The 24,809-nt window shown below is 70.5% G+C and carries 20 protein-coding genes; 9 read left to right on the top strand and 11 right to left on the bottom strand.

Translation table 11 applies throughout. The features are described 5' to 3' along the window. Nucleotides 1-12: 12 nt before the first annotated feature. The 3 genes from NAEX_RS05585 to NAEX_RS05595 all read left to right on the top strand — a co-directional run bounded on the left by NAEX_RS05585 (nt 13) and on the right by NAEX_RS05595 (nt 4,010). Nucleotides 13-2,220, top strand: a complete 2,208-nt coding sequence (locus tag NAEX_RS05585; protein WP_096326485.1) for a serine/threonine-protein kinase — start codon at nt 13-15, stop codon at nt 2,218-2,220. A gap of 119 nt (nt 2,221-2,339) precedes the next feature. Further along, nucleotides 2,340-2,858 (top strand): GNAT family N-acetyltransferase, encoded by a 519-nt coding sequence (locus tag NAEX_RS49705; RefSeq protein ID WP_170135488.1) that lies wholly within the window; start codon nt 2,340-2,342, stop codon nt 2,856-2,858. Nucleotides 2,859-3,143: 285 nt separating this feature from the next. Further along, nucleotides 3,144-4,010 (top strand): hypothetical protein, encoded by an 867-nt coding sequence (locus NAEX_RS05595; protein WP_096326487.1) that lies wholly within the window; start codon nt 3,144-3,146, stop codon nt 4,008-4,010. A gap of 166 nt (nt 4,011-4,176) precedes the next feature. On the opposite strand, the gene NAEX_RS05600 is transcribed toward NAEX_RS05595, so the two are convergent. From NAEX_RS05600 to NAEX_RS49715, 5 genes are all read right to left on the bottom strand, one after another. Continuing rightward, nucleotides 4,177-4,803, bottom strand: a complete 627-nt coding sequence (locus NAEX_RS05600; RefSeq protein ID WP_096326488.1) for a hypothetical protein — start codon at nt 4,801-4,803, stop codon at nt 4,177-4,179. A gap of 343 nt (nt 4,804-5,146) precedes the next feature. Further along, entirely contained in the window at nt 5,147-5,572 is a 426-nt protein-coding gene (locus NAEX_RS49710) for a hypothetical protein (protein WP_170135489.1), read from the bottom strand. Nucleotides 5,573-5,800: 228 nt separating this feature from the next. Then, complete coding sequence (locus NAEX_RS05610; protein ID WP_096326490.1) at nt 5,801-7,030, bottom strand: MFS transporter; 1,230 nt, start codon at nt 7,028-7,030, stop codon at nt 5,801-5,803. A gap of 271 nt (nt 7,031-7,301) precedes the next feature. Next, complete coding sequence (locus NAEX_RS05615; RefSeq protein WP_096326491.1) at nt 7,302-7,589, bottom strand: alpha/beta hydrolase family protein; 288 nt, start codon at nt 7,587-7,589, stop codon at nt 7,302-7,304. 129 nt (nt 7,590-7,718) lie between these two features. Then, on the bottom strand, nt 7,719-7,892 hold the full coding sequence (locus tag NAEX_RS49715; protein ID WP_170135490.1) for a hypothetical protein: 174 nt from the start codon (nt 7,890-7,892) through the stop codon (nt 7,719-7,721). A 643-nt stretch (nt 7,893-8,535) separates the two neighbouring features. Between NAEX_RS49715 and NAEX_RS05620 the strand changes: the two genes are divergently transcribed. Then, a complete protein-coding gene (locus tag NAEX_RS05620) occupies nt 8,536-9,033 on the top strand; it encodes a hemerythrin domain-containing protein (RefSeq protein WP_100793119.1) in 498 nt (165 codons plus the stop codon). Nucleotides 9,034-9,079: 46 nt separating this feature from the next. On the opposite strand, the gene NAEX_RS05625 is transcribed toward NAEX_RS05620, so the two are convergent. Together NAEX_RS05625 and NAEX_RS05630 are read right to left on the bottom strand one after the other, a co-directional pair. After that, nucleotides 9,080-9,373, bottom strand: coding sequence for a hypothetical protein (locus NAEX_RS05625; protein ID WP_096326493.1), 294 nt, complete (start codon nt 9,371-9,373; stop codon nt 9,080-9,082). A gap of 407 nt (nt 9,374-9,780) precedes the next feature. Beyond that, on the bottom strand, nt 9,781-12,405 hold the full coding sequence (locus NAEX_RS05630; RefSeq protein ID WP_170135491.1) for a PAS domain S-box protein: 2,625 nt from the start codon (nt 12,403-12,405) through the stop codon (nt 9,781-9,783). Between the two features lie 867 nt (nt 12,406-13,272). Between NAEX_RS05630 and NAEX_RS05635 the strand changes: the two genes are divergently transcribed. Then, nucleotides 13,273-14,142: a hypothetical protein gene (locus NAEX_RS05635; protein WP_096326495.1), complete on the top strand. Its 870-nt coding sequence runs from the start codon at nt 13,273-13,275 to the stop codon at nt 14,140-14,142. A gap of 272 nt (nt 14,143-14,414) precedes the next feature. Here the strand turns inward: NAEX_RS05635 and NAEX_RS05640 are convergent, their stop codons facing one another. Beyond that, on the bottom strand, nt 14,415-15,656 hold the full coding sequence (locus tag NAEX_RS05640) for an ISL3 family transposase (protein WP_096326274.1): 1,242 nt from the start codon (nt 15,654-15,656) through the stop codon (nt 14,415-14,417). A gap of 208 nt (nt 15,657-15,864) precedes the next feature. Between NAEX_RS05640 and NAEX_RS05645 the strand changes: the two genes are divergently transcribed. Beyond that, on the top strand, nt 15,865-16,644 hold the full coding sequence (locus NAEX_RS05645) for a hypothetical protein (protein ID WP_096326496.1): 780 nt from the start codon (nt 15,865-15,867) through the stop codon (nt 16,642-16,644). 93 nt (nt 16,645-16,737) lie between these two features. Here the strand turns inward: NAEX_RS05645 and NAEX_RS05650 are convergent, their stop codons facing one another. Continuing rightward, the gene (locus NAEX_RS05650) at nt 16,738-17,838 is read right to left on the bottom strand and encodes a calcium-binding protein (RefSeq protein WP_143141517.1); all 1,101 of its coding nucleotides are present in this window, start codon (nt 17,836-17,838) and stop codon (nt 16,738-16,740) included. Between the two features lie 870 nt (nt 17,839-18,708). Here NAEX_RS05650 and NAEX_RS05655 point away from each other — a divergent pair. The 3 genes from NAEX_RS05655 to NAEX_RS05665 all read left to right on the top strand — a co-directional run bounded on the left by NAEX_RS05655 (nt 18,709) and on the right by NAEX_RS05665 (nt 21,843). Beyond that, nucleotides 18,709-19,101 (top strand): dihydroneopterin aldolase, encoded by a 393-nt coding sequence (locus tag NAEX_RS05655; RefSeq protein ID WP_096326498.1) that lies wholly within the window; start codon nt 18,709-18,711, stop codon nt 19,099-19,101. Nucleotides 19,102-19,105: 4 nt separating this feature from the next. Further along, the gene (locus tag NAEX_RS05660; protein WP_170135492.1) at nt 19,106-20,077 is read left to right on the top strand and encodes an NAD(P)/FAD-dependent oxidoreductase; all 972 of its coding nucleotides are present in this window, start codon (nt 19,106-19,108) and stop codon (nt 20,075-20,077) included. Nucleotides 20,078-20,994: 917 nt separating this feature from the next. Then, nucleotides 20,995-21,843, top strand: coding sequence for an oxidoreductase (locus NAEX_RS05665; RefSeq protein ID WP_096326500.1), 849 nt, complete (start codon nt 20,995-20,997; stop codon nt 21,841-21,843). A 98-nt stretch (nt 21,844-21,941) separates the two neighbouring features. On the opposite strand, the gene NAEX_RS05670 is transcribed toward NAEX_RS05665, so the two are convergent. Both NAEX_RS05670 and NAEX_RS49720 read right to left on the bottom strand, forming a co-directional pair. Next, a complete protein-coding gene (locus NAEX_RS05670; RefSeq protein WP_170135493.1) occupies nt 21,942-23,189 on the bottom strand; it encodes an SGNH/GDSL hydrolase family protein in 1,248 nt (415 codons plus the stop codon). Nucleotides 23,190-23,780: 591 nt separating this feature from the next. Further along, entirely contained in the window at nt 23,781-24,326 is a 546-nt protein-coding gene (locus NAEX_RS49720; protein ID WP_211302354.1) for an alpha/beta hydrolase family protein, read from the bottom strand. Between the last annotated feature and the right edge of the window lie 483 nt (nt 24,327-24,809).

Raw genomic sequence — 24,809 nt, forward strand, 5'->3', positions numbered from 1 at the left:
TACTCTCCCCGTATGACCCTCAATGGGGATCTGATCGGCACCGTGCTCGCGGAGCGCTGGGAAATCGTCGAACACCTCGGCGCAGGCGCCATGGGAACGGTGTATCGCGCCCGCCACGTCCAGCTCAGAATTGACGTGGCGATCAAAGTCCTGAAGAGGGCGGCCGGCCTGACAGCCTCCGATATCGCCCGATTTTATCGCGAGTCGCAGCTCATCGCCTCGCTCAACCACGACCACATCGTCCGCGTCCAGGACACCGGAAAGACCGCGAACGACGATCTCTTTTTCGTGATGGAGTACCTTCGGGGACCGAACTTGCGCACGCTGCTGCAGCGCGAGGGTCCCCTGCCCTGGGCTCGCACCCGGACGATCCTGCTGCAAGTTTGCGACGCCCTGAGCGCGATTCACGGGAGCGGCATGATCCACCGCGATCTCAAGCCGCACAACATCGTCCTCGACCCGCGGCGGAACCAGCCCGACTTCGTCAAATTGCTCGACTTCGGCGTCGCCAAGCCCCTGGGCGAGGACCGCCAGCACCTCACGCAAACGGGCTTCATCGTCGGGACCCTCCAGTACATGTCCCCCGAATACCTGCTGGGCCACCCCGCGGACTTCCGGATCGACATCTACGCCCTCGGCACCATCGCCTTCGAGCTCGTCACCGGGCGCCTGCCCTCGACCAACCCGGCGGCCAATCAGGCGGTGCTCCAATCGCACGGGGTCCCCGCCGCGGCCCAAGCGGTGATCGGTCGCGCCATGGCCCGCGACCTCGATCAGCGCTACGAAGACGCGGAGACACTGGCCGCCGCGCTGGCCGCGACACCGACCGAGGCTGGCGGCGATCCCGAGGAGACCACCACCACCCGATTCACCGTCAGCCCCGGCAATGAGCGCTCCGCGGCCGCTCGCTTCGCCGGATCGACCCCCCTCGGCAGCTCCCAGGCGTACGCCAGCACGGAGCCAGGGCCGCCGCCCCTTACCCCGACCGTCCGTCGTCAACCGTCTCTGAGCCTGGCCGACAAGCTCTCCCCCCCACCCGACCCGTCGAGCCCGGACCGTACAACGACGCCCGAAGTGATATCGGCGCCCGCGCCCGCGGACGACCTGCCACCCACCACCCTGGCCATCCGGCCCGCACAGGCGCGTCTCAAGCCCGGCCTGACGTCCGTCTCGGGCGAGCCCGGGACGCGCGGGCCTTCAACGGCGTCCGCACCCACCGAGGCGTCCTCGACCACTGCCGCGACCGCATCCGCGAAGCGTGCTGCGACGAGCCCCGCAGTCGCAATCCCGCCGGAAAGCTCGCCGCACTCGACGCACCGCTTCGCGCCACCGCGTTCGTCGCATCGCACGGCGCCTTCGGCTCCCTCCGTCGAGCCCATCACACCATCTCCGCGCCTCGAACCGCCCGAGCCGGCCGCAACGCCAGCGACCGTCTCATGGTCCCCCGAGGCGGAACCCCAGGCGCCCGAGATCCCGTCGGTGGTCTCACAATCTGCGGAGTCCTCCGGACGCGACGCGGCGATCGACCCGGCCCAAACGGCAGCCGAGCGGGCTCCTGCGCCCTTTTCGCGGTCTCTCATGCGGGGGACCGTGTACGCGACGCTCGCCGTGGCGGCCGGCACTCTCGTCTACGGCCTCGGGACGCGCTCCTCGGAAGAACTCGCTTCTCCCCCCGTATCCGCGCCGGAATCCGACCCGCCGCCCTCTTCTCCGGAGATTCCCCCGGTCCCCCCCGAGCACGCGTCCGACGCGCATCCTGGGGGCACTTCCACGACCGGCGATGATCCAGGACCCACGCCCAGTTCCACCGAGTTCGACGAGCCCGGCGAACCGGTCGACTCCGGCAGCGCGAGCGGTCCGCTCGTCCCCCCGACCTCCGGCGGCGGCACGACCGCCCCCCCCGCCGAGCCTCCCGAGACACCCAAGAAGCCGCCGAAGGCGCCCCCAGGCTGGAAAGCCTACAGAAGTCTGAGCGCGGCCATCCAGGGGGCAGTGATTCAATGCGGCGCGCAACACGACGCGTCTCGCGGCGATTCTCTCGACATCCACATCACCCTGGATGGCGGACAAGCGACGCTCAACGCCATCGTGGTAGGCCCACCCCAGCTGAAGTACGGCCCGGTGGCGAGGTGCGCCGAACAGGCGATCGCCAAAATCCCGGGCAAGAGCTTCTCCGGAGAGAAGTATATGACCGAGAAAAGACTCCCCCTCGCGGAGTAGCACGCCCTCGGCCTCAACTGCTTCGCGGCCTGACCGTCACCGACTCCACCTCGGATTCGGCGCGTCCGAGGTGCCGGCCGGATGGTTGCGAATCGAGCACTGCGTGGTATGAGCTCGTCATGAGCTCGGACGCAGCTTCGATTCGAAACGCACGACCAGAGGACGCGCCGCTGCTCGCGGCGGCCGAACGCGCGATCGCGCGGGTGCCGGGGAGGCTCGCGTCGAGGCCCGACGAGATCGACGACGACGCCGTGCGCAGGACGATCGTCGACCTCGAAGCGCGCGGCCGCGGCATCTACCTCGTCGCCGAGCGCGAGGGCACGATCGCCGGGCACGCGTTCCTGGAGGCGCTCTCGCTCGCGGTGACGTCGCACGTCGTCCGCCTGACGATCGCCGTGCATGAAGGACATCAGGGCCAGGGCGTCGGGAGGGCCCTCATGCACGAGCTCCTGCGCTGGGCGCGGTCGAACCCCCGCGTCGAAAAGGTCGAGCTTCAGGTGCGCTCGTCGAACGATCGCGCGATCGCCCTGTATCGATCGCTCGGGTTCGTCGAGGAGGGGCGCAAGACCCGGCGGTTAAAGATCGGCCCGGACGCGTACCTCGACGACATCTACATGGCGCTGTGGGTCGGTCCGTAGGGCCGGCCGTGACGTCGCGGTCGACCGCGTGGCGGGCCGCGTCGCGGCGACCGGCGACGCAGCGCCGCGGCAGTCGCCTCCGCGCGGCTCGCAACGGAGGCGACTGCGAGCCCTCGCCCGAGTGCATTGTGACAGCGCGGACCCCCTGCTCGGCGACTCGGCGCGGCCTCCGCGGCCCCATGGGGAGCCCCGGGGCAGGCCTGCGGCCACGCGTCGGGCACATCGTCGCCGGCGCGTGGAACTCCACGACAAATTCGAGGCACATCGGTTGCTAGCGTATCTCGCATGCCGATTAGCTTTCGCTCACCCCTTTCCTTCGCCTTCGCCTCCATCGCCCTCGCCGGCTGCGACCTGGGCATTTTCGACCCGATCCTCACCGGCGGCCACACCAGCGACTCCTCCGAAACGGGGGTGGTGACCTCGACCTCGGGCGACACCGACAGCCCCAGCACCAGCGACAGCCCCAGCACCAGCGATTCGGGCGCGAACTTCGTCGACCCGCCGCCCTCTGGATGCGACGCGTGGGAGCAGGACTGCCCCAGCGGTCAGAAATGCACGGTCGAGGGGCCGCCGCCGTACGTGTACGAGAGCTTCACCTGCGCCACGATCGTGCCCGACCCGGCCCAGCTCGGCGAGCCGTGCCAGATCCTCGTCGAGGGCCCCTTCGGCCCCGACACCTGCGACCTCGGCCTCACCTGCCACCACGTCGACGAGGACACCGGTCTGGGCACCTGCATCCCGCTGTGCACCGGCAGCCCCCTCGCCCCCGCGTGCGACCCCGGGTTCGCCTGCCTCGTCTCGGACATGCCGCTGTGCCTCCCCGAGTGCGACCCGCTGCTGCAGGATTGCCCGGCCGGGCAGACCTGCATGTTCTCGGGCATGGACTTCGTGTGCTGGCCGCACCCCGAGCAACCCTCGGAGCTGTTCGAGAGCTGCGAGTACAGCAATTCCTGCGAGCCGGGCCTGACCTGCGTCGACCCCGACCTCGCCGCCGAGTGCCCCCCCGACTCGCTCGGCTGCTGCACCTCCTATTGCGACCTCGGCGGACCCGACGTCTGCCCGGGGGTCGGCCAGGAGTGCCGCTCGATCTTCGAGCCGATCGACCCCCCGCCCGGGCTCGAGCACGTCGGCATCTGCGCCCTGCCGTGGTGATTCCGCGGGCCATCGGCGCATGTTCTGTCAGACATGGCTCCAGCGACATGTCTTTGCGGTCATACATCAATCTGCGTCGACGGCTCGCTGGCCCGGTCCCGCGCACGGCTCGCCCCCACGAGCGGCCTGTGTGCGGACCGCACGCGAGGAAGCGGGAGCGCGCGGATCAGAAGCGGTAGTGGAGGCCGAGGCCGCCGCCGTCGAGGCGAGGCATGGGCTGGACCGCGAGGCCGGACTCGCCGAGCGGGAGCCCGCCGGCTCTGCGCTCCCACCGCTTGTAACGCCACTGGCGGACGGCCCCGACGAGGCCCACGGTGAACGTGGCGATCTGGATGCTGGAGACGAGGAAGAGGCTCGCGGTCTCGCTGACGCCATCGATCTCCTGCGCGGCCATGATCGGGCCGGCGAAGGGGATCATCAGCGCCTTGCCGATCTCGCGGCACTGCTCGCGCGTGCCGTTGCAGCCGGTCAGGCCGTCGTGGACGAGCGCGCCGGTCCAGGCGGCGAGGAGATAGCTCGCGGTGAACATCGAGAAGCCGGTGATCAGGAGACCGAGACCGTCTTCGGGTGGGGCCGCCAGGGCCGGCGGCGCCCGCGGAGCCGGCAGGGCTTCGCCCATGGGCACCTGCTCGACGATCGCCTCGCGCACATCCGTGGACACATCGTCGGCGGGGTTGTCGCCACGGGCAGCGAAATCGACGAGGTAGGGGCTGGCGGCGGCGTAACCGGGGACCAGCGCCAGGCCGCCGAGGCTGACGGCGGCGGCGACGGCGACAATGCGTGACCTGAGCATGTGGGCATGCCCTTTCGTCCATGTTCCAGGGATTTTCCAACTTCCAAGGCCTCTATCCATCGTGCTGGATCGAGCTGGCTCGTCGCGCCGAAAGCACCGAATTGGAGCGAGCGGCCGTCCTCGGCGTCGCTGCGGGCGAGCGCGTGAACGAGGCTGCCGCGGACCGGCACGGCCACCGCCATGCGTGCCAGCCGATGCCTCGCCAGGAGGCGCCACGCCTCAGCGTCGTGTCGATCGCCGGTCTCACCGGGGCCAGCTCTCGCGGACGGACCGTCGCGGCGGATGGTTTCGACGCGGAGTCGACCGGCCCGCGGGGCGATCGGCGGCCGAGACCGGACCGCCCTCACCCGTTCGACGGATCCGGCCGAAGGCCCCCGGTGCCGGCAGTCGTTCCCCCGGTGGTGCCGCCGGTCGCCGTTCCTCCGGTGGCGGTGCCTCCCGTCGTTCCGCCGGTCTCCGTTCCTCCGGTGGCGGTGCCCCCCGTCGTTCCGCCGGTCTCCGTTCCTCCGGTGGCGGTGCCCCCCGTGGTGCCGCCGGTGTCCGTTCCTGCGGTCGTATTCATGCCATCGGTGTTGCCCGTGCCGGTGGTCGTGCTGGTGTTGACTGTCGTGGCCGGCGTGTCCGTCGTCGCGGTGGTACCGGTCGTGCCGGTCCCGTCCGTGGTGGTCGTGGTCGTCGTGGTCGACTCGTCGTCCTCCTCGGGGCAACCCAGCACGACCACCGAAGAGCCGAGCACGAGCGTGAAAGAGATGGTCCAGCGATTGTGCATGGCCATCATTCATGAGAGATGTGCGAGGTCGCGCAAGGCGGTCCAGGACGAGGTCTCGAAGGCCGGCGCGGGGGCCTGCTCAGCCCGATCCGTCGCGCAGGCGGCGGCCACCTGCGGTGGGCTCACCATGACGACCAGGGGTATTTTCGAGTTCGCGGTGCTGGTGCGAGCACGGCAATGAGGGAATGGATAGCGAGCTACGCCTGCGTCTTTCAGGCCCCCCGCGCCCTACCCCGCGGAGCTCGCTCGCGCGGCGGCGGAGTCGGGTCGACCCGGCCGGACGCGGCGGGCGAAGAAGAGCGTCGCGAGCAGCCCGATCCCCGCGAGCGTGCCGAACCCGGCCGAGTACCCGGCGTGGCGGACGACGTAGCCGCTGAGGATGCTGCTCAGCGCCACCCCGAAGCTGATCGCCGCGTACGTCGTCCCCTGCAACAGGTTGAAGTGACCCGTGCCCTTGCCGAGGTCCGCCATGGTGACGACGAGCAGCACCCCGTAGATCCCGGCGCCGAGACCATCCACGACCTGCAGGCCGATGAGCGCATACCTGTTCGACAGCGACGCGAACAGCAGCGCCCGGACGGGTACCAGCAAGAAGGCGATCAGGAACAAACCCTTGCGCCCGCGATCGGCCAGCCTGGCGGCCACCGGCGCCACGGCGATCATGACGGCCTGGGCGATGATGATGCAGATCGACAGCGCGAGCGCGGAGTGTTCGATGTCGTCGAGGCCGAGCTTCTGCCCGAGCAGCGGGAGCATCGCCCCGTTGGCGACGTTCCACAGGCACATCGCGGTGATGAAGGCGGCGATGTCCCGGTCGGCGAGCAGGGCCCCGAGGGCGGCTCGCGTCGAGCCGCACGGGGCGCTGTCCTCCGCGGCCGCGCGCGCGAGCTCGTGGTCGATGTCTCGTTCGCGGATCAGCAAGGTCGCGCCGACGAGGACCACGCATTGGACGATCGAGAAGTAGAAGATGCCGCGGTAGGAGATGAACCAGCCGATGACGCTGGCGATCACCGCCGCCAGCAGGTTGCCCGCATGGTTGAAGCTCTCGTTGCGACCGATCCGGACGGGCAGCCGCTCGTGCCCCACCATCCCGAGCGTGATGGCGCCGACGCACGGCGGGAAGATCGTCTGCGCCAGGCCGAGCGCCACCTGCGCCGCGACGATCGGCGCGAAGCGGGGAAACACGACCACCGTGATGCACGACAGCGCGACGATCGCCGAGGCCGCCACCAGCAGCAGCCGCTTCCACGGGGTGCGATCGATGAAGCCGCCGACCGGCGCTTGCGCGAGGATCGAGACCAGCGCCGGGATCGCGACCACCAGGCCGATGTGGGACGGGTCCCACGCGTGCTCGGCGAGCAGGTAAACCGACAAATAGACGCCGACCCCGTCCTTCACGTCGGCCATGAAGACATTGACGAGATCGAGGCCGCGCAGGCTGCGGGTCGACGCACTCACGGTTCCTCCGCGACCCTTCAAGGATGCGCCGTCGGCCGGCGGCGACCAGCGGGCTGCGGCGCCGTGAGCCCCGGCGCGACGGCCACGCCGCCCTCGGCCGGCGAGCGTATTCCGCGCTGCGAACGGCGCGGTCGGGTCATGCCGTCACTCGACGCCGCGCTCGCGCGCGGGCGGTCGGAGCTCGAAGCGACCGGACGCCCGCGTCGATGGCGGTCGCGCTCGTGCGTCCAGGACCGTGCCGTGATTCGTGGCCACCGCCCGCGGCCGCCGCTCAAAAATGGCGCCCCGCCCACCGTTCGGCCCACTCGACGATCCGCCGGGTAAAGTCGACGCGGTGGGACGGAGCGCCCTGCTCGGCGAGGTGGTGATCACCGCCGGGGTAGCGGACCTGCTCGACCGGAGCCTCGCCGGCCCTGACCAGGGTGGCGAACAGCTCCTCGGCTCGCCCGATTGGACAGCGCTGGTCGTCTTCGCCTTGCAAGCTGAGCGTCGGAGTGACGGCGTACTCGAGGGACTCGATCGGCGACAGCGAATCGTAGCGGTCGCGCGCATCCCAGATCTCTCACCCTCGTGAAGGGGGTCACGTAAATAGCCGCTGTCCGACGTGCCGAAGTGGGACACGAGGTTGACGACGGGAGCCGACACGACGGCGGAGCCGCGACGCCGGCCGCGGCTCCGCGGCTCCGAATCAGTCCCGCGCGCGCCGTTCGTCACGGTCCTGCTCGCGGTTCTCTTGTTCACGCCGGTCGTCCTCCCGCTGGGCGCGCTGCTCGTCGCGGCGCTCGTCCTGCCGCTCCTCCCGCCGTTCCTGGCGCCGAATCTGTTTCTCGTCCTGTCGACGGTCCTGCTCCTTGTTTTGCATGACCCTTTCCTCGCACGCACGCGCCCAGCACCGACTCGGTGCAGCACGTCGCCTCTCCGTGCGAGCTTGAGCGCGAAGGCGATCGTCAGCAACCCGTACAGCCGGGCCCGACTTGCACCGCCGAGCAGGCGCAGAAGGCTCCCCGCACTCGTTCTCACGCGAGGGGAGCCGGAGTGCGCGGCCTCTCGTCCAAGGAGTTTCCCAGCTCCCTCGCGGCCGGCGTCGCGGCGAGGCGCCGGGCTCGCCCGCTCGCTGCCGTACTGGCAGACCCTAACCCCGGTCGTCGCCGTGGTGCTCCGAGGCGCCCGGATCGAGCGCTCGCAGGACCGGCAAGAGCAGCGTCGCGGCTGCTGACCTCCTTGCCGATGCCGCCGTTCCGCGCACCCTCATCGAAGGCCGCGCGCCCGAGCAAGTACCAACCTCGGCTTCAGGACGATCGCCATGACACCCCCTCGATCCATCACGCCTCGTCAGGAGGGCGAGGCGAGCCTTTTACCCGCGCCGACCGTGGAGGCCTTCGCGCCGAGCGCCGCTCGCTCCGATGCCCGCCACGGACACGAGCACCGGTCGGCTCGAAAGGCGGCGCCTCCGCGACGGCACGCGACGACGCGCGACTTTTGAAGCTGCTGGGAGGTTTACCACCATGCCGTCGATCTTCGATCACCTCCAGGCGGAGCACCAGCGGCTCCGACAATCGCTCGTTCGCCTCCGCGTCGCCGAGCCGGGCGGCGACCCGCAGCAGTGCTTCTACCGGCTGCTTTGCGAGTACACCGCCTACGCGAGGGCCGAGGAGCACGTGCTCTACAGCTACCTGATTCATATCCAGAGCGTGCAGCAGCGAGCCATCGAGGGGCTGCAGGAGCACGAGCGGCTCGACGAACTCCTGCGTGAGGCAGAGCGCGTGCCGTGGGGGGACGCCCGCCGGGACTCCACGATCAATCTGCTCTGCGAGGCGATGTCCCGGCATCTGCGCGAGGAGGAGAGGGATCTCCTCGCGCCGGCGCGACGGATGCTGAGCGACCGCGAGGCTGCAGGCCTCGGCGCCTGCTTCGTCGCCGAGCGCACCCGCGTCTACCGCGATCTGAGCCGGCTGGACGAGGACGCGAAGCTCGGCCCGCGGAGGCCCGTCCGCCCGGGCTGACTTGGAGGACGGCACCGCCGACGGTCCGCGGCACGCATCGCCGCGCTCACCGAGCGCCGCGCTGATACGTCGTCAGCAGGACGCCGGCGATGAGGCGACTGGTGTCGCGCGGCCCCCTCGCCGAGACCGAACCACAGACCCTTGCGAGCGATGGTCGGTCGAGCGCCTCGATCCAGCCTCGTGCCATCTCGGCGAGCTCTGCGGCATCGCTCGTCGGAGCGAACTCGAGCGCAGCGCCGACGACGTTGGCCACCGCGGCCTCCATCATCTCAGCGACTTCGGCGGACGAGAAGCTGTCGAGGTCGACAGCGATCCCCTGGGTGGTGTGAAAGGACGCCATGCTCTCATGAGATCATGGGTCCTTCGATCGTGCCAGGAACCTCCCGCCTCGAGCGCCGGAGCGGCCTCTTGCCGGAGTCGACCGCGAAACGGCGGCTTCGTCGCCTGCCGAGCGCGTCATGATGGGAAACCTGATCCAGTGTTTTTCCTAATCTGCTGGCTGAAGGACGCGTCTCGTGGCTCTCTCACGCGAGCGGGTCGCCGACCTTCCGCGCGGCGAGCCGAAGGCGCTGCCTCACCCGGGTGTACAAGAAGGCGCCGATCCGCCGCGGGGCAGCCATTTGGATCGCCGCGAATCACCCGATCGCACTCGCAGGGGGCGGTCATCGGGCCCTCGCCGTCGCGGCCGCGAATCACCCGAATGCGACGTGTGTGACGGGCGCTCGATCCATCGCCATTGCAGCGGCCTCACGTGCGCCCCGCCAGCAAATCCTCGAGGTCCTGCGGCGCGGCCGGCTTGACGAGGTGGTGGTCGAACCCCGCGTCGCGGGCGCGGGCCTTGTCGCCCTCCTGCCCCCAGCCGGTGAGCGCCACGAGGGTCAGGGCCTTTCCCCATGGCTCCTGGCGGATCCGGCGAGCCGTCTCGTACCCATTCATGTCCGGCATGCCGATGTCGAGGAAGACCAGGTCGGGGCGAAACTCGGGGGCGGCGCGGAGAGCGGCGAGGCCGTCATGCACCACGCGCGTGTCGCAGCCCATGAGCTCGAGGATGTCCGCCAGGCTGACCGCCGCGTCCTGGTTGTCGTCGACGACGAGGACCCGACGTCGCGCGTGGGCGCGGTCCAGGCGCTCGAGCGGCTCGGCGGGCGAGTCGGGTGGAGGCTCGACGGTCGGCAGGCGCACGACGAATTCGCTCCCCAGGTCGGGGCCGTCGCTCCTCGCCTCGACGGCGCCGCCGTGCAGCTCGACCAGGCTCTTGACCAGCGAGAGGCCGATGCCGAGACCGCCCTGGGACCGCTCGAGCGAGTGATTCGCCTGGGTGAAGAGGTCGAAGACCCGGGGCAACATCTCCGCGCGGATGCCGATGCCGTCGTCCTTGACGCGGATTAGCACGTCGCCGCCCTGTCGCTCGACCGTCAGCCGGATATGCCCGCCGTGAGGAGTGAACTTCGCGGCGTTGCCGAGCAGGTTGGCGAAGACCTGGGCCAGCCGGACCACGTCGGCGACGACGAACACGGGCTCGGGCAGCCCCTCCATCGTGAGCTCGTGGCCGCCGCCCTCGATCAGCGGTTGGACCGCCTCGAGGGCGCTGCGGAGCACCTCCGCCAGGGCGACGCGCTGCGTTCGCAGCTCGATCCTGCCGGAGCAGATCCGGCTCACGTCGAGCAGGTCGTCGATGAGGTGGACCATGTGCCCGAGCTGCCGCTCCATCATCGCGCGCGCCCGCTCGACCACGGCCTGGTCGTCGCCCGCGCGGCGGAGGATCTCGAGGCCGTGGCTCAGCGGCGCCAGCGGGTTGCGCAGCTCGTGGGCCAGCGTCGCCAGGAATTCGTCCTTGCGCCGATCGGCCTGCTGCAGCGCCTCGGCTTCGCGCTCGAGCAAACGCTTGGCCTGCTGCGCGTCGGTCCGATCGCGTAAGATCTTGAGGAATCCGCGGATGTCGCCGTGGTCGCGCAGCGGCACCGTCACGCCGCTGCCCCAGAACCGGCTGCCGTCCTTGCGCAGGTGCCAGCGTTCACTCGCCGCCCGTCCCTCGGCGAGCGCGACGCGCAGCTCCTGTTCCGGGACGCCCAGGTTTCGCTCCTCGGCCGTGAACAGAATATTGCTGGGTTCCCCGACGATCTCCTGCTCGTCGTACCCCAGGACGTTCTTTGCCCCGGCATTCCAGCTCGTTACGATCCCTCGCGGGTCGGTGGTGAAGATCGCGTAGTCTCTCGCGCTCTCGATGATGAGCCGGAGACGCTCCTCGCTGCGGGCCCGCGCGAGCTCGGCCGCCTTGCGAGGCGTGATGTCGCTGACGACGCCGAGCGTGCGGACGGGTCGTCCCTGACGGTCCCGCACGGTCTTGCCGCGCGCGGAGACCCAGCGGCATCCGCCGTCGGGCCGCTCGATCCGGTACTCGCTCTCGTACACGCCGCTGACGAGGCTGGCCCGCAGGGCCTCGCTGTCCGCCGCTCGATCCTCCGGGTGCAGCCGAGCTCGGTACAGCTCGAGCGTGACCGGCGTGTCGGGGTCGAGGCCGAAGATTTCGCAGGTCCGGGGCGACCAGACGACGGCGCCGGTGAGCAGATTGATCTCCCACTCGCCGAGCTCGGCGCCCTCCATCGCCAGGCGCAGGCGCTCCTCGCTCTCGTGCAGCTTCTCCTGAAATCGCTTGCGCCCGGTGATATCGAGGCACACGGCGGCCGCCCCTCGCACCGAGCCGGCGGCGTCGAACAGCGGGGCGGCGTTGCCGAGCAGTGTAATCGTCGTACCGTCGATAAGGACGAGGTCGAGCTCGGCGTCGGTGACGGGGGCCCCCGTGGCGATGGCGAGCCGCATCGGGGTCGCCTCGATCGGGAGCTCCTGGCCGTCGCGCTGAAACCTCAGCCATCGCCGCTGTTCCGGCGGGAGCTGGGCCGAGACGTTGCAGCCGGCCGGAGCGCCCATGAGCTGGCAGCCCTGCTTGTTCCCGACGACGACGCGGCATTCGGCGTCGCGCGCGAACCAGGCCACCGCCGGCATCAGCTCCATGAGTCGATCGATCTCCTCGGTCCGTTTCCGCAACTCCTCGGCGGCTCGTCGGGCCACGTCATGGCGCGCCGCATACAGCCGCTCGCAAATGCAACAGATGTAGACGGCTGTGACGGTGAACAGGACGAGTTGCAGCCAGTCGGCCGTCGCCTCGCCCCGCACCGGCCGGCCCAGCGCGTCGAGAAAGCACATCGCGGCGACGACGCTCAGGAGCCACGCCAGCAGGCCGGGCCAAAGACCGCCCGCGGCGGCGGCTGCGAGGACCGCGGGGACGAACAGCATCGGCGACGTATGTTCGAGCCGTGAAGGGGCCAGCGCGAGCCGGGCCAGCACCGCGGTCGCGGTGGCGGCGACTGCCAAGGCGCAGGCCAGCGCGGCGCGCCGTATTCCCGGACTCTGCCGTCGCATCACTGCTGCCAGTGTTGTCCCCCTTCCCGCGCGAGCTACCCACGGAGGACAGAGCGCGACTTTCGCCCGCGAAACCCGGCGTCGGGCAATCGACGAGCTCAGTCATGGACGGCGCGTCCGGGCCGAGCCGCGGTTGGCGCGGCCCATCGCGCGGGTGCGGCGAGGCGGCGTCGATACGCGTCCGACCGGGCGGGATGCGGTGATCGAGCTCCGAGCTCGCCGAATCGCCGGTCGCAGGCGCTGCCGTCCGTCGGGGCGCTCGCTGCGGTCCCCTGCCCGGCGGGTCACCGGAAGCGGTCGAGCCCGCCGTGAGGTTCGCTCGGGGCATGACGACGACGCCGCGGCGCGGCCGCCGGGGCGAGCGCGCGGAGGTCGGTGAGCCGGGGGTGCCACGGGTGCGCGGGGGAGACGAGAAGAGCTGGCCCGGGGGCCTCGCGGGACATTCGTATGTGCGCCGAACGAGTTTACATGTCCTTCAGGACATGTACTGTGGGCAAGACGATCCCTGAAAGGATCTGGAGCCGCCGCGGAGCCGTCGCCACACGTAGACGTCGATCTGGTTGAACTCGCCCCCCTTCGCGGTCCCGAAGCAGTTGACCCGCCCTCCCGGCACCCGATCGATGTCGAGCACCCGCTCGAGGGCGAGCCGGACCGGCGGGATGACGGGCCGAGGCTCGGGCCGCAGAGGCTGCCCGCGAGCGTTTGCGGCCGCCCGAACGCCGCGGCCGCCCGGAGGGCCTCTGGCGGTCCGGACGGAGGTTCAGGGCCGGTCGGCCGTGAGCGTGTGCGCTGGGGTGCGGGAAATGGTATGACCCCGACATGCGACTGAATTATGCGTGGCTCCTTTTCACCCTGGCCGCGTGCGGCCCCAAGACCCCGGGCGGCGAGACCGAGGGCGGCAGCGGTGACACCAGCGGCGAGACCTCGACCAGCACCACGACGACCGGCGACGTCGAACCGACGACCTCGACGACGACGTCCGCGAGCACGACCCCCGAGACGACCACCCCCGGCAGCGAGGCGACCGGCGAGAGCGAGACCACCGGACCGGTGGCGATGTGCCCGGCGCCGCAGACGCCCGACGTGATGTTCGACGTGGTCGGCTTCCCCGAGGACTTTCAGGGCCACGTCCAGGCGTCGTGCACCGTCAAGGGCGCGTCGCTCGGAGATGGGTCGGACGCAGTCACCCTGAGCTGCGACGTCGACGGCACCGACGTCGAGGTCGCGGTGAGCTTCGACAACGCGGCGGTGCAGCTGCCCGAGGGTCTACAGCAGCTCGACGCGCCGGTGTCGCTGCGCTACGTCCGCGCCGACTACGAGTACCGCGGCGAATGGCTGGCGATCGGCGATTTCCGCGACGTCCTGCTGCTCGGTCTGGCCGCCGGCAGCAGCGCCCTGCCCTTCGTCGAGGGCGAGGGGCAGATCGGCAACATGTTCGCGCCGGTCTCCGTCGAGGAGCTCGGCGGATTCTGTCCCAAGGGACAGGGGAGCTGCTTCGCCCTCGGTGAGCCGGCGGTGCTGCGATTCTCGAGCGGCGACGACACGCTCGAGGCGTTCCCGCTGCAAGCCGGGCAGCTCGGGCCCTACGCGGTCCACGCCGGCGCGTCGTGGCTGTCGGACTCCGAGAGCGAGTACCAGTGCGACGGCCCGAGCGACGACTGGGCCGCCTTCGCTCTGGCACGCCAGTGAGGCCGGGCCCGCCGGGGCACGCGGATCTGCGACGGTCGCACCTGCTGCAGCAGGGGAAATCCACCTTGGAACGGTGACCGCCCGAGCTTCGTGCCCGGCGAGGCCGGGCGATTCGAGGAGGACGCTCTCGGCGTTGTCGGTGCTGCCGGTCCTCGCGCTGACGCTCGGGGTCGGGCCCCGGTCACCTTCGCGGCAGCGGCTGTTACGCGTGCCCATGTGCGGCGAGGCTGCAAGAATTTGGCTCTTCAGGGTTTGTGGTGGATACCGCTGACTCAGCGCGTGATCCCGGCAGGATAGAGGTCGAGGCCGCCGAGGTGGAAGTAGATCGCAGCTCGGAAGCGGTCGCGGTTACGGAAGCCGCGGGCGACGTACTTGAGCTTCTGGATGACCGAGTTAAGGCCCTCGGCAGAGGCGTTGGTGATCCGTTCGGTGGCTGCATGGATGATGCCGCCGAGGTGATTTTTGACCATGCGCGCGGCGGCCTTCATCGGCTCCAGGCGAGAGCGGATAGCCCAATCGTACCACATGCCCCATTGGTCCCGCATGTTGCTCGGCGAGGTGTGCTCCCAGACCTCCATCGCCGCCTCCTTGAGCGCCCACGCGCGGGCCGTCCGCAGCGAGCTCGTCCGCAGCGCCTCGAAGTCGTCCCAGACCTCCTTGCTCATCCGTTCGGGGTTGCGCAGCCAGAGGTACTTGGTGCCCTTGAGCCGGTTGTCGCCGAGGCCGTGGAGAGCGCGGTGTTCCTCGCGTCGCACGTGGTCGACGGCTTGACCGAGGCGCGCGGCGACGTGGTACTTGTCGAAGGCGATCTTCGCGTCGCCATCGGGGATGGCCTCGCGGACAGCTTGAATGTAGGGCTCGTGCATGTCCATGACGACCACGGAGACCGCAGCCCTCTCTGGGCGCGAAAAGCCGCTCAGGAAGCCCTTGAGGGCCCCCTTGCCGCGTCCGTCGGCGACGTGGATGACCCGCTTGCTGGCGGACTTCGGGTCATGCACGATCGTGACGTACTCGTGGCGCCGCTGGAAGGAGGTCTCGTCGACGGCGAGCATCTCCGGCAGCGCGACCTCGCGGCGCTCGAGTCCGCGTTGTACTGCACGCTCCTGGACGCCGGCGACCTGATCCCACGAGAGCCCGAGGCGCTCCGCGACCACTGCAATCGGCGCATCGCGGAGCCAGTCGATCACGAGCGCCTCGAACAGCGCGGTGAGCCGAGCGCTACCGTCCGCCCATGAGACGCGCATCGTGAGCGTACCGTGCTTCGGGCACGACGTCCGCGGTACGCCGGCTTCGATGATCGTCCGATACTGACACGTATCGAGGTGCCGCCATCGGCGAGTCCGCGTATCGTGACGGGGAACAGCCTGGCCACACTCCGGGCACGTCGTCGGCACATCGGGGTCGTGCTCGACCTCGATGACGATCTGCCCCTGCCCGAGCTGCAGCTTCACCGCAGCAACTCTCCAGGGAGCCTCGATACCGAGAATTCGGGCGTAGAGTTCGGTCTCTGCCATTTCGCGCACGATATCACGGCGCGATTTCGCGCGCAACCTGCGCCACCCTCAACCCTGAAGAGCCAAGAATTTCGCGGGACCTGGGCGGCTACAGGTGTGACGCGCGCTTCGACGATTGCGTCGCGGTGACGGGCGATCCCAGGGAATGCGCGATGTCCCGCCGTTGGTTGACGCAAAGTCGATCGGAGTCTAAGGTGCGAGGCTGCAGATGTTCATCCTGTTCGCCCTCGTCGGATGGAGCTGGACGCCGAGTGTGTCGTCGGCAGGTGACCTCGCCCCGGCCGAGAGCCCGCCGCCCGTCGAGACCCGAGTGAGCGACGAATCCGCGGAGCTCGAGTCCGCAACGCGCGTCGAGTCGGCGGAGAGCCCCGAGCCGGGCGCGACCGACACGCAGGCGCAGACGGTCGCGCCTCCGCCCGAGCTCGCCGTGCCCAGCGCGACCGACGACGAGAAGCCCGGCCCTGCGCGCGCACAGACTCCGTCCGAAGCGCCGCTCCTCACCGAGGGCTTTCGCCGCCCGAGTCCTTATTTGCACGTCGCTCCGGGCATCGCATCCTTCAACGTCCTCGATCCGAAGTACCGTCAATATGCGTGGGGGGTCAGCGGGGGCCGCTCGGTCGCCCGGGGCCGCCGCTTCGCCGCGCAGCTGGGCGGCTTCTTCGAGCACCTGGCGGGTCCACGCGATCCTGCGGTCGATCTGCTGCGCTTCGGCGGGGAGTTCCGCGTCGGCGCGAGCAACGAGCGCGTCTTCGGCTACGGGCTGGCGCGCACCGGCCTGGACATCGCGGTGATCCCGAAAGACTTCTACGACGAGCCGGGTCGGCGGACGGCGTTGTTCTTTCTTCTTTCGCTCGGAGCGGGGATCCAGGGGGCGCTGGGTCCTCGCGGGCGGTTCCTGCTGGGCGTCGAGCCTTCCTTCGACTTCACGTGGCCCGGCGTGCTCATCCTGTTCCGGACCCGGGCATTCGTCGGCTGGCGCTTCGGCTAGGCGGGCCGCGCTCGCCCGCTCCGCGCCCTGCTCATCGTCCTGACCCCCGGTCCGCCACACTCACCCGATAGGCGCCGTGGCGGACATGTTTTGTCATTCGCAGGCGACGCGCACGTCGACGACTTCGCCGGTGCGCCGCTGGCCGGCGGTGCGGTAGACGAAGCTGGCGCGCTCGAGGCCGCAGTTGCCGCGCGCGTCGCACTCGCGGCGGGTGGTGTAGCCGAGGTCGATCTCGACGATCTCGAAGCTGGCGAGCGGCAGCATCTCCCAGCCGCTCGAGCGACGGTCGGCGTCGTGGTCGGCCCACAGCACCAGCTCGCCCCAGCGCGCGTCCGCGGCGGTGATCTTGCCGTCGCGGTCGCTGTCGAGCTCGGCGAGGGCCTGGAAGCCGTTGTGGACACCTGATCCGAAGGACAGGCGAGTGGCGGCGCCGAACAGCTCCTGGCCGCCGTCGATGCTGCCGCTGCCGTCGCGGTCGAGCGCGAGCCACGGGGTGGCGGCGGTCGGCCAGTCGGCGCGGGCGCAGCTGCCGGCGCCGCCGTGGATGTCGAAGTCGGCCGCCGAGGCGGAGGTCGGCGCGAACTCGATGGCGTCGCCGAAGCTCAGCACCAGCGGGGTGTTGCAGTCCTCCCAGTTCCACACGTGGCGGCCGGTCTCCTCGTCGACCATGCAGCCCATGTCGATGTCGAAGCTTTCCTCGCCGAAGCCGCACGACTGCCTCTCGCCCGGCTTGCACTCGTCGGCCTCGCCGCACTGGCCCCACCGCGTCTCGCCGGTGTCGGGGGTCGCCTCGTACGCGACGCAGTGCTGGGTGCCGCCGTCACAGGCGCGCGAGTCGCCCTCCTCGGCGCACGTCTCGGTCAGGCAGGCGGTCCAGATGTGGCTGTACCGATCGAGCGACCAGACGCAGAACTCGAGGCCGGCGACGCCGCCGATCTGACACTCCGCGGACAGCTGGGACTGGTCGCAGACCTCGCCCGCGCGGCCGAAATCGGCCTTGGGCTCGGGCTCGCCCTCGTCCTCACTGGCAGGCTCGCCCTCGCTGTCGCCCTCGCCTTCTTCCCCGCCCTCGCTGTCGTTCTCGGCGGTCGTGCTGTCGCCGTCGTTCACGGGGTGACCCTCGACCTTGGAGTCACAAGCGGGCAGTGAGAGGAAGAGCGTGGACAGGGCGAGGAGGCGAGTCGAGGTCGTCATGCGGGCGTGGCCTTAGCAGGGGCCGTGCCAAGCCGCCGAGCGGCCTTCCAGGCGGCGTGGACGCGGTTCGCGGCGCGGGTCGGTGAGGGCCCCGTGGCGGGGCAGGACCGCGTCGCCGTCCTGGTGTGACGAGGGTGTCGTGCGATCTCGCCGAGGGCGAGCGCGCGCGCCCCGAGCCTGCGAACTGCCCGGCGAGCGCCGCAGCGGCCGTCGCGGCCGAGCGGTCGAAGAAAGGTGGAAGACGGACGCCGACAGCGATGCATGGGGCTCCTCGAAACCGAGGGTTTGCGCGCGGACTTCGCCGCGCTGCCGACAAATATCGCCGGCCTTCTTCGGTCGGGCGAGTGTCGGCATAAGTCCGCGCGGCCGAGTCCTCGACGACGCGACCGATAGCGGGCAGTGAGGCGATTTTCCGCCGGGTTCGACATCACCTCCCCTTGGCTTCTCCAGGCATCCAGCCCGACCTGCGGCGCCCACGGGCGCCCACGGGCGCCCACGGGCGCCCTCGCAAACTCTGAACATAGCGCCCGGCGGTCGCCCACGCCTCGACGACGACACCGGCTCGGGGCCACGCTGGGGGAGGTCCTGATTTACTGTCGGCCTCTCTTGTGCGAATCGATCCGAGCGTCGCCGTCGTCATCGCTCGTGATCGTCGGTGAGCTCGGAGCCAGGGCCTGGCACGATGGATCAGGCCCGCATTCGGCGAAGGAGGATCGCCGGGAGCGGGCCCTCGCCGACGCCATGCGTCATCATCCGGCGGCAAACAGCCATGCGTTCAAGCCAATCTGCACCTCGGTCGCGTCGGCCCCAGGATCGGCGAACGCATCATGAACCGCCGCCGTTCCGGAACCCACGGAGGAGTCACTCGCCATGAACCGACCCAGGGGCGATGTCGTGTACTGCAATCAGCTCGCGCTCGACATCGAGATCGGATTCCACGAGGTCGAACGAGGCGTCAAACAGACGGTCCACGTCGACCTCGAGCTGACCACCGACTTCGGCCGCGGGCCCGCGAGCGATGATTTCACGGGGCTCGTCGATTACTACGTGATCGCCAACCACCTCGCCGCGCACGTGGAGGGCCGGCGATACGCGCTGATCGAGGCGCTCGCCGTCGACCTGGCGCGCGAGATCACGAAGCTCCACCCCGAGACCATCGTCCGGGTGCGCATCGTCAAGCAGCCGCTCGACATGCCCCGCGTCCGCTCCGTCGCGGTCGAGTGCGTACGGTCCGCCGCGGACTTCGCTGCCGAAGCCGGGTGACCTCGTGGCCGCGCAGTACGACCTGCTGATCGTCGGCGCCGGCCCAGGCGGGCTCGCTGCTGCGATCGCCGCGCGCGCGCTGCACCTGCGCGCGGTCGTCCTCGACGCCGGCCCACGCCCGGGCGGCCAGCTCCTCGTCAACGACACGCCGATCCTCGACTGCCCGGGCCTCGACGTCGCGACCGGCTCCGAGCTCGCGGTCCGGCTGCAACACCACCTCGAGCGGCTCGGCGGCCACGTCCGCGTGAACGCGCCGGTCGAGCGGATCGATGCCGCCGGCGGTACCGTCGAGCTGGCCGGTGAGCGCCTGGTCGGCACGGCGATCCTGCTGGCGACCGGCGCGACCCGTCGCCGCCTCGGCGTGCCCGGCGAGGCGGACGTCCCGGGTCGAGGCCTGTCACCGGCGGCGCGGCGGTTCGGCCCGGCTTTCGCGGGCCGGCCGGTGGTCGTGGTCGGCGGCGGCGACGTGGCGCTCGAGGAGGCAGCGCTGCTCGCACGGCTGTGCCCGCGGGTCACTCTGGTCCACCGCGGTTCGAAGCTGCGGGCTCGCCCCGATTTTCGCGCGGCGATCGCCGCCGAGCCGCGGATCGACCTGCACCTCGAGACACGACTGGCGGCGATCCTCGGCGCCCCGGACGTCGAGGGGGTCTTGCTCGCCGGACCCGCCGGCGAGCGCCACGTCGAGGCCGCGGCTGTCGTCGTCTGCGCCGGCATGGCGCCCCGCAGCGAGCTCGTCCTCGGACAGGTCGAGGTCGACGGCGCGGGGTTCGTCCGTGTCGACGCACGCCAGCGGACCTCGTCGCCGCGCCTGTACGCGATCGGAGACGTGTGCGCCGGAGCCTGGTGGACGGTCAGCGCGGCGATCGGCCAGGCCGGTGTCGCCGTGAAGGACTTCGAGCGACGCCTGGCCGCCGACGAATTCGCGGCCCTGCTGGCGCCCGGCCCGACGTTCGCGCCCACCGGCTGGGAGGCTTGAGCGCGAGGCACAGCTCGACGGCGTGGCGCAACCTCCAGTGATGGACCGCGAGGTCGACGACGAGGGCCGAGCGCCGCGACGGCCGCGCCCGCGAGCGCGCTTCGGGCCTTCGTGACCGACGCCAGCCGTTCGATCGGCACGCGCGCGCGAAGGGGTCGTCGTGAGAGGTCAGGACGTCGCCGCGTTCGTACCGACGAGCCAGTGGCACCAGCTCGGCGTGGAGCTCGTCATCGGCTTGTTCTTCCGGCGCGTGCGTCTGTCGCGGATCGTCATCGACGCGAGGGACACGCCCGCGCTCGCGCGCGCGCTCGCCGAGCTCGTGCGGCACCGCGGCGGCTTCCTGCTGGACGAGCACTGGTCGTGGACCCTCCGCGGTCGCGCCCTGTGGCGGGCCGAGAACAGGGAGTTCCTGCAGCTCAAGGCCCGACCGCCGACCCACTCGACGGCGCGGCCTCTCGGTCGCACCCATGCGTTGAGTCGCGGACCGGCGCGGAATTCCGGCCCCGCAAGGAAGAGGCCGCCGAGCGTTCGCCGCCGAGGCTCGCCTCCCGCCCCGCGAGCGGCGCCGTGCCGTCGCCCGCGGACCTGTTCGGGACTCCGCGCGGCGCACGGACGGGCCCGACGAGGGGTGAGAGCGCGGCTGCAAAGCTCCGGCGCACCGCACGAGGTCGTCGTCGCCCGACAGGATCTCGAAGCCCGTGACGGCCCCATGGTCGGCGTGATGACGAGGCCGGCGCGGCCCGGCGCGGTCCGACGCAGCCGGCCCGAGCGGGCGGCTTCGTGGCTGGCTCGAGGCCCGTTGCACGTGTCGACCCCCGGCATCGATTGTGAAGCCATAGTTCACAAAGCATTCATCGCTGGCCGGTTTTTCTTCACGATCGACGGCGCTACGTTCTCCTCGTCGAAAGGAACTCATCATGGTCACGAAGCAATCGAAACGGGTTTGGTTCATCACGGGGGCATCGCGCGGGATCGGTGCGGAGATCGCGAGCGCCGCGCTGGCGGCGGGTGACGAGGTCGTGGCGACCGCGCGCGATCCGAGGCGAATCACCGAGCGGCTCGGCAGCTCCGAATCACTGCTGCCCGTCGCGCTCGACGTGACGAACGAGCAGTCGGTCGCGGCCGCGGTCGAGGCGGCGCTGGCCCGTTTCGGGCGGATCGACGTGCTCGTCAACAACGCCGGCTACGGGCTGATCGGCGCGGTCGAGGAGACCTCCGGCGAGGACGTGCGGCGGCTCTACGAGACCAACGTCTTCGGGCTGCTCGCGGTCACCCGCGCCGTGCTCCCGACGCTCAGGAAGCAGCGCTCGGGGCTCATCATCAACCTGTCGTCGGTCGGCGGCTACCGGTCGGGCCCCGGCTTCGGCGTCTACTGCTCGACCAAGTTCGCCGTCGAGGGCCTCTCGGAGGCGCTGCACGCCGAGCTCGCGCCGCTCGGCGTCGGGGTCACCGTCGTCGAGCCCGGGTACTTCCGGACCGAGTTCCTCGAGGCGCAGTCGGTGGTCGAGACGGACGCGAGCATCGCCGATTACGCCGACTCGGCCGGCAAGGTGCGGGCGGTCGCGAAGTCGGTCAGCCTCCGGCAGCCGGGCGACCCGGTGCGCCTCGCTCGCGTGATGGTCGACCTCTCCCGCGCCGAGCATCCCCCGCTGCGTCTGCCGCTCGGCAGCGACGCCGTCGCGGCCATCGAGGCGAAGAACGCGTTCGTGGCCAAGGAGCTCGACGCGTGGCGCGCCGTGGCGGTCTCGACCGACTTCCCGCGCTGAGGGTCGCCCGGGATGCTCGCCGGTGGAGCCGATGCGATCGACGGCTCGTCGACAGGTCGCCGCACCGGAACGCCGGCCGGTCGGTGTCGACGGTCGCGCTATTTGAAGAGCGACAGGGGCACGGCGTCGGCCATCGCCTGATGGCCGGCGTCATTGGGGTGCAGGTGATCGCCGCCGTCGAACGCGGCGAGGATCCGGGTGGGATGCTCCGGGTCGCGCACGGCGGCCTCGAAGTCGATCACCCCGTCGTATGCGTCGTTGTCGCGGATCCACGTGTTGACGGCCTGGCGAATCTCCTCCCCTTCGATCGTGTAGTAAGGTGGAAACGCCGCCTCGAACGGCAAGATCGTGCCGACGAAGGCCTTGACCCCTTTCGCCTTCGCCTGGTCGGCGAGCGACTCGAGCCCGTCGATGAGCTCGTCCGCCGTCACCTGCTCGGAGGGTCCCACGAATCCCGGCATGCCGATGTCGTTGATGCCGATCAGGACAATGGCGTGGGTCACTCCCGGCGTGCCCAGGACGTCGCGTTCGAAGCGCGACAGCCCGCTCGGACCGACCGAGTCGCGCAGCAGCCTGTTGCCGCCGAGCCCGTGGTTGACGACCGCGACCGAGCGGGTCTCCGGGTCGTCCTGCAAGCGCGCGAAGAGCCGATCGGGGTAGCTCCTGCGCGCGTCGACGGTCGAATAGGAGCCGTCGGTGATCGAGTCTCCGAACGTGACGACGACCTTGTCGGTCTCCGCCGATTCGACGTCGACGCCGGCGAGCCAGAAGGCGGAAGAAAGCGTGCTCGGCTCGGTCAGGCGCTCGCTCGCCGCCTGGTTGCCCTCGGCGACGGCGTGCGTCGTGAACGAGAACGGGTGCCAGGTCGCGAGCTCCGACGGCTTCGACGCGTAGATGCTGACGATCAGGCGATCGCCCGGGCTCACCTCGAGGTCCACGCCGTCGCTGAGCAGTTCGGCCGCCGCCGGGATCGTCGCGCCCGGCCGGCCGGCGAAGTGGACCTGGCGATCGCTCCCCGGCGCCGTGACGAGGGGCTCCTGCTCCTTCGCCACCCGGACTTCGGCGAGCTCGAGGGGCTGGCTCCCGAACAGGTTCGAGAGCCGCAGCCGGACCCGATCGCCCGCGGCGGTGACGGTGACCGTCTGGCGCAGCGTCTCGTCGCTGAAGCTGCGCGACTTCGTCTCGATGATCGCCGGCTCCGGCTCCATCATGCTCGTCGCCCAGGCGGCGACCCAGCGCGCGTCCGGCCCCTCGTCGTCACCCCCGCCGCCGTCGTCGCAGCCGGCAGCGGCGAGCGCCAGAACGAACGCACCGATCTTCGTCGGGCGGGTGAAAAGAGTTCCCATGGTCAGATCTCTCATGAACGTCAGCATGGTCGGTGCCCTCGGTGGGGGCGGCCCCCCGCTCCCCCTTGCTCGACGAACGAGGGTGCGCCGGATCGACACGCCGAGCCGCGGACGGGCGGAATTTTTTAAAAAAGGGGCGAGCGCAGCGGAGGAAGGGGGGTCTCGCTGGGCCGAAAGCGAACCCGACCGGCGACATGATGGGCCCAAGCCGCAGAGGCCGGCCCAGCGCGCCCGTCTGCGAGCCCGCGGCCTTCCGCTGCAGGAGAACGCGCGGCGCTGCGACCCCGGGTGCCCAGGGGTTTGCCCATGCCTCCCGCGCGCGACCGCACGGGAACCGGCATGCCGGCCGGCTCACATCTGGCGCGGGCACGAAGCTCTACGCGCTGCGAGCTCGCCGCGAGGCGCCGTGAACATGCCCCACCCGGCCGCCTGCTCAGGGGCCGGAAGCGGGCGGGGAAGCGGCCTCAACTTCAGATCGCGGCTGCGCCCCAAGTCGAACCACCGGCGACGGTTCACAAGCGCGGGCGGGCACGTCCCGGGTCCCGTGACTCTCTGCCCACGACGAACCGGCCGCGTCGTCGGACCGACGGCTCATGACCGGCAAGCCGACCAGCGTTCGACCCCCTCGACGATGCGTCGCGTGTAATCGATGCGGTGGGACGGAGGGCCCTGCTCCGCCAGGTGGTGGTCGCCCCCGGGGTAGCGTACGAACTCGACCGGCGCCTTCCCGGCGCGGATGAGCGTGGCGAACACCTCTTCGGCCTGCCCGATCGGGCAGCGCTGATCTTCTTCGCCTTGCAGGATCAAGGTCGGGGTCGTCGCGTGCTCGAGATATTCGACGGGCGACAATGCATGATACTTCTCGCGGGCCTCCCAGACCTCGCCGGCCATTGCGTAGGGGGTCACGTAGTACCCGCTGTCCGAGGTCCCGAAGTGAGACAGGATGTTGGCCACCGGGGCCGAGACGACGGCGGTATTGCGAGACGCGAGCGGTCCACTGCGTCGCGGTGTTGGACGGCCTTCGGGCTGCGAATCGAGACGAGCTTGCCGCCGCTCGACCCGGAGACCCACGCCGCGCCGGATGGACAGCAGGCGTGTTGGCGCAGGTCGCGGAGCGACCGCGAGCACCTGACCCATGGCACGGTCGGTGTCCCTCGACATTTGCCTCCGGTCGAGGTCGCGATCTCCGCAGTCCTTGCCGATGCAAATACCGCGGACTGGACGGTGATGCGCGGGAGAAAGAATGCGGGATCTCGAAGCCCAGGGTCATGTCACCCAGGGACTCCAGGACGTCGGACATCATCGTCGCCCTGGCCCGGGGACCGAGCCCGCTCGTCGGCGTGAGCCGCCACGCCGCCGGTCGTAGCGACCTGTGCCGCACGCGGGGGACCGCCAGAACGCGACACGCTCGCCCGCGAGGTCGAGCTACTCGCTCAGGCCCCGCTCGCCGCCGACGCGCCGGCGCGGGCGCTCGCGCTCCTGGTTGCGCACGCCCGCGAGTGTCCATTGGCGATCGCCCGCTGCCAGGAAAACGATCGTGGCACCCGTGACGGGCCGCCGCGGGTGCCGGGCCGTTGACGAATATGAACACTCTTCACCCGCATTCATCGATCCACGTTC

It is taken from the genome of Nannocystis exedens, from assembly GCF_002343915.1.
Taxonomy (GTDB): domain Bacteria; phylum Myxococcota_A; class Polyangia; order Nannocystales; family Nannocystaceae; genus Nannocystis; species Nannocystis exedens.